Consider the following 3622-nt stretch of genomic DNA (forward strand, 5'->3'; position numbering starts at 1 on the left):
GGCGAGCGCCCCCTCGCCGGCCTGGCCGCCTCCCGCGGGTCGGCGTCGTGGACCCCCCTCATCGGCTTCGGCGGGGCCCCCTTCACCCTGGCCGCCTACCTCGTCGAGGGCCGGGCGAGCCGCGACCACCTGGCCGCGCGCACACTCATGCACGCCGACCCGGGCGCCTGGGATGCGCTCATGACCTGGTGCGCCCGGCTGACGGGCGACTTCATCGCCGCCCAGGTGCGCGCCGGAGCCAGTGCCGCCCAGCTCTTCGACTCGTGGGCCGGGTCCCTCTCGCCGGCGGACTACCGGGCCCGCGTCGCCCCCTACTCGGCCCTGGCCCTTAGCATCGCCCGGCGGGCCGTCTCGCCGACCACCGGCGCCCCCGCCCCGCTCATCCACTTCGGCACGGGCACGGCCCGGCTCCTGGCCGACATGCGCGCGGCGGGGGCCGACGCCGTCGGCGTGGACGACCGCACGGACCTGGCCGAGGCCATCGCCGTGCTGGACGGCGCCGGGCCGGGGCCCTGCCCGGTGCAGGGCAATCTGGACCCGGCGCTCCTGGCCGCGCCGTGGGAGGTCCTGGCGCCGGCCGTCGACGCCTGCCTGGAGGCCGGGCGCGCCGCCCCGGCGCACGTGGTCAACCTCGGCCACGGGGTGCCGCCGACCACGGACCCGGATGTCCTCACCCGGCTGGTGGCCCGCGTGCACGGCTCGGCCGACTGGGAGGCCACCGCCCTGGCCGGGTGGGAGGCCGCCGCATGAGCCCCACGAGCCGTGACGCCGCTCCCCCCGCCCGGCCGGGAACGGCCGTGCCGCGCACCGGGATCGCCCGGCCCGGACGCCCGGACCGCCCCGCCGCCGGAGGACCGCCCGAGCACTGGGACGCCCTCGTCGTCGGAGGCGGTATCGCCGGCCTGACGGCCGCCTGGGAGCTGACCCGCGCGGGGCTGCGGCCGATGCTGGTCGAGGCCCGCGGATACACCGGCGGGCTCGTCGCCGCGGGCACGATCGGCGGGGTGCGCATGGACCTGGGGGCGGAGGGATTCGCCGTCCGCGGACGAGCGGTCACCTCGATGGTCGACGTGCTCGGCCTGCGGGTCGCCAGCCCGAAAGGGGGCGGAGCGCGCCTCTTCCTGCCGCCGCGCCTCGACGAGGCCCGAAGCACCGCCGCTCCCTCTCGCGGGTGGCGGCTGCACCGCTTCATCCGCGACGCCTTCCTCGGGATCCCCGCCCACCCGCTGGCCGACGACGTCGTCGCCGTCATCGGCAGGCGGGCCGCCGAACGGGCCGCGCGGGACGCGGACATGGCGGGTGAGGTCGGCACCCGCCCGGACGACCCGGCCGACCTGGCCTCCTTCGTGCGCACGCGCATGGGCGAGGGCGTGCTCGACCGCCTGACGGGGCCGATCGTCGCCGGCATCCACTCCAGCGACCCGGCGGTACTCGCCGCCGACGCCCTCGCCCCGGGTCTGCGGGAGGACACCGCCCGACTGGGCTCGCTGCAGGCCGCCATCGGGCGGATCCTGGAACGACGGCGGGGGCGGGGCCGCGGCAAGGCGGACGCGACGACCGCCGGCGGGCTGACGCGGCTGACCGACGCGCTGCGCTCGGCCGTCGAGGCGGCCGGCGGCGCCGTGCTCACGCGCACAGGCGCCCAGTGGCTGCGGCCGGTCGGACGCTCGGGCGCCAGCAGCGGATCCGACGATGCGTCCGACGGCGCCCCCCTGTGGGAGGCGGCCCTGGCCCCGACCGGCCCCGGCCCCACGCCGTCGGCCGAACCGGTTCCGGTCGGTCCCGCCCGCCTCGTGCGCGCACCCCGTGTCGTGCTGGCCTGCTCGGCCCCGGCGGCGCTGCGGCTGCTGGACGGCGCGGACGCGATCGAGGAGCCGGCCATGCCGATCCCGGTCGGCTCCCCGATCGCCCGCTTCACCCTGGTGGTCCGCTCGCCCGCCCTGGCGGGCGCACCGGTGGGCTCGGGCCTGCTGGTGGCCGACGCGGGCGCCGATTCCGATTGCCCGGTGGGCGCCAAGGCCCTGTCGCACCTGAGCGTGAAGTGGCCGTGGATCGGGGCCGACCTGACCGCCCTGCACGGCCCGGACGCCCACGCGCTGCGCCTGTCCTACGGACGCCCCGGCAGGCCTCGCCCCGACGTGGACCTGGACCTGGCACTGGCCGACGCCCGGATACTGACCGGGGTACGGATCGACCCGGCCGATGTCATCGACTCCGCCCTGGTGCGCTGGGACGGAACGCTGCCGCCGGCGACCCCCGAGCACCGCGAGCGCGTACGGCGCCTGCGCTCCCGAGTGGCGGAACTGCCGGGGCTCGCGCTCACGGGGGCGTGGGTGGCCGGCACGGGGATCGCCGCCGTCGTCGAGGACGCCCGTCGGCAGGCCGTCATCGCATCGGTCTGCGGCACGAGTAGCCTGCCGGTGACCGCTGCACCGACTCATCACAAGGAGCGACCGTGACAAGGACAGTCAGACTCGGGACGCGCGGCTCGGCGCTGGCCGTCACCCAGGCCGGACTCGTCGCCCACCTGATCGCCCGTCGGGCGGCCGACCTCGGTCTCGATCTGGCTGTCAAGATCGTCGAGATCCGCACCCGGGGCGACGTGGACCCCTCGGCGCTGGCGCGGCTCGGCGGCGTCGGCGTCTTCGCGGCGGCCCTGCGCGAGGCTCTGATCGACGGCGACTGCGACCTGGCCGTCCACTCCTTCAAGGATCTGCCCACCGGCCCCGTGCCCGGGCTGCGCATCGCCGCGGTGCCCCAGCGCGAGGATCCGCGCGACGCCCTGTGCACCGCGGGCGGCGCCAGCGGACGCCGTCTGGACGACCTGGCACCCACCGCGCGCATCGGCACCGGCTCGCCGCGGCGCGCCGCCCAGCTGCTGGCCGTGCGCCCCGACCTTAGGATCGTGCCGGTGCGCGGCAATGTGCCCACCCGGCTGTCGCGGGTCCTGGGAAAGGGGGTGCGGGAGGACGGCCCGATGGGGGCGGCGCGCGAACCGGACCTGGACGGCGTCGTCCTGGCACTGGCGGGTCTGCGGCGTCTCGAGCTGGACGGTCACGTCAGTGAGATCCTGTCGGCGGATTCGCGGACCGGGGCGCCCGTCATGGTGCCGGCGGCCGCCCAGGGGGCGCTCGCGGTGGAGACCCGGGACAGCCTGGACAGGGAGGATCCGCAGCTGGCGCAGGTCCTGGCCGATCTCGACGATCCCGCCACCCGTGCGGCGGCGACCGCCGAGCGCGCCGTGCTGGCCCGTCTGGGGGCGGGGTGCGCCGCACCGGTGGGCGCTCTGGCGAGGCTGACTGTGGAGGGCGGCGACGCCCTGCGTCTGGAGGCGGTGGTGGCCGCGCTCGACGGGCGCACCGTGCTGCGCGAGTCGGCGGTGGGGCCCCTGAGCGAGGCGCAGGTCCTCGGAACGCGTGTCGCCCAGGCCCTGCTCACAGCGGGTGCGACGCGGGTCGCCGACTTGCGGGCCGGCTCCGTGTCCAGAAAGGACCTGCGGTGAGTGCGGCCGGCGGCGGGCCGGCGGGGGGCGGCCCCCTGGCGGGCCGGCGCGTTCTGCTGCCGCGAATCAAGAACAAGGACGCCCTGGCCGCGGGGCTGCGCGCAGCGGGGGCGGAGGTTG

3 protein-coding genes are annotated in these 3622 nt (G+C 77.6%); all 3 read left to right on the forward strand.

Annotation, left to right across the window (positions count from 1 at the left end):
- The coding region (locus HMPREF9062_RS13345) for a uroporphyrinogen decarboxylase family protein (protein WP_009409709.1) at positions 1 to 750 on the forward strand (750 nt) is incomplete at its 5' end.
- The gene (locus HMPREF9062_RS00845) at positions 747 to 2459 is read left to right on the forward strand and encodes a protoporphyrinogen/coproporphyrinogen oxidase (protein WP_009409710.1); all 1713 of its coding nucleotides are present in this window, start codon (positions 747 to 749) and stop codon (positions 2457 to 2459) included. The genes HMPREF9062_RS13345 and HMPREF9062_RS00845, both read left to right, overlap by 4 nt.
- The gene (gene hemC / locus HMPREF9062_RS00850; RefSeq protein ID WP_009409711.1) at positions 2456 to 3502 is read left to right on the forward strand and encodes a hydroxymethylbilane synthase; all 1047 of its coding nucleotides are present in this window, start codon (positions 2456 to 2458) and stop codon (positions 3500 to 3502) included. Before HMPREF9062_RS00845 ends, hemC begins: the two co-directional genes overlap by 4 nt.
- Positions 3503 to 3622: the final 120 nt, after the last annotated feature.

The sequence above is a fragment of the Actinomyces sp. oral taxon 448 str. F0400 genome (assembly GCF_000220835.1).
In the GTDB taxonomy this organism is placed as follows: domain Bacteria; phylum Actinomycetota; class Actinomycetes; order Actinomycetales; family Actinomycetaceae; genus Actinomyces.

Excerpts from the sequence above, each read along its gene's own strand:
- HMPREF9062_RS00845 (WP_009409710.1), top strand. The coding sequence starts at position 747 with ATGAGCCCCACGAGCCGTGACGCCGCTCCCCCCGCCCGGCCGGGAACG.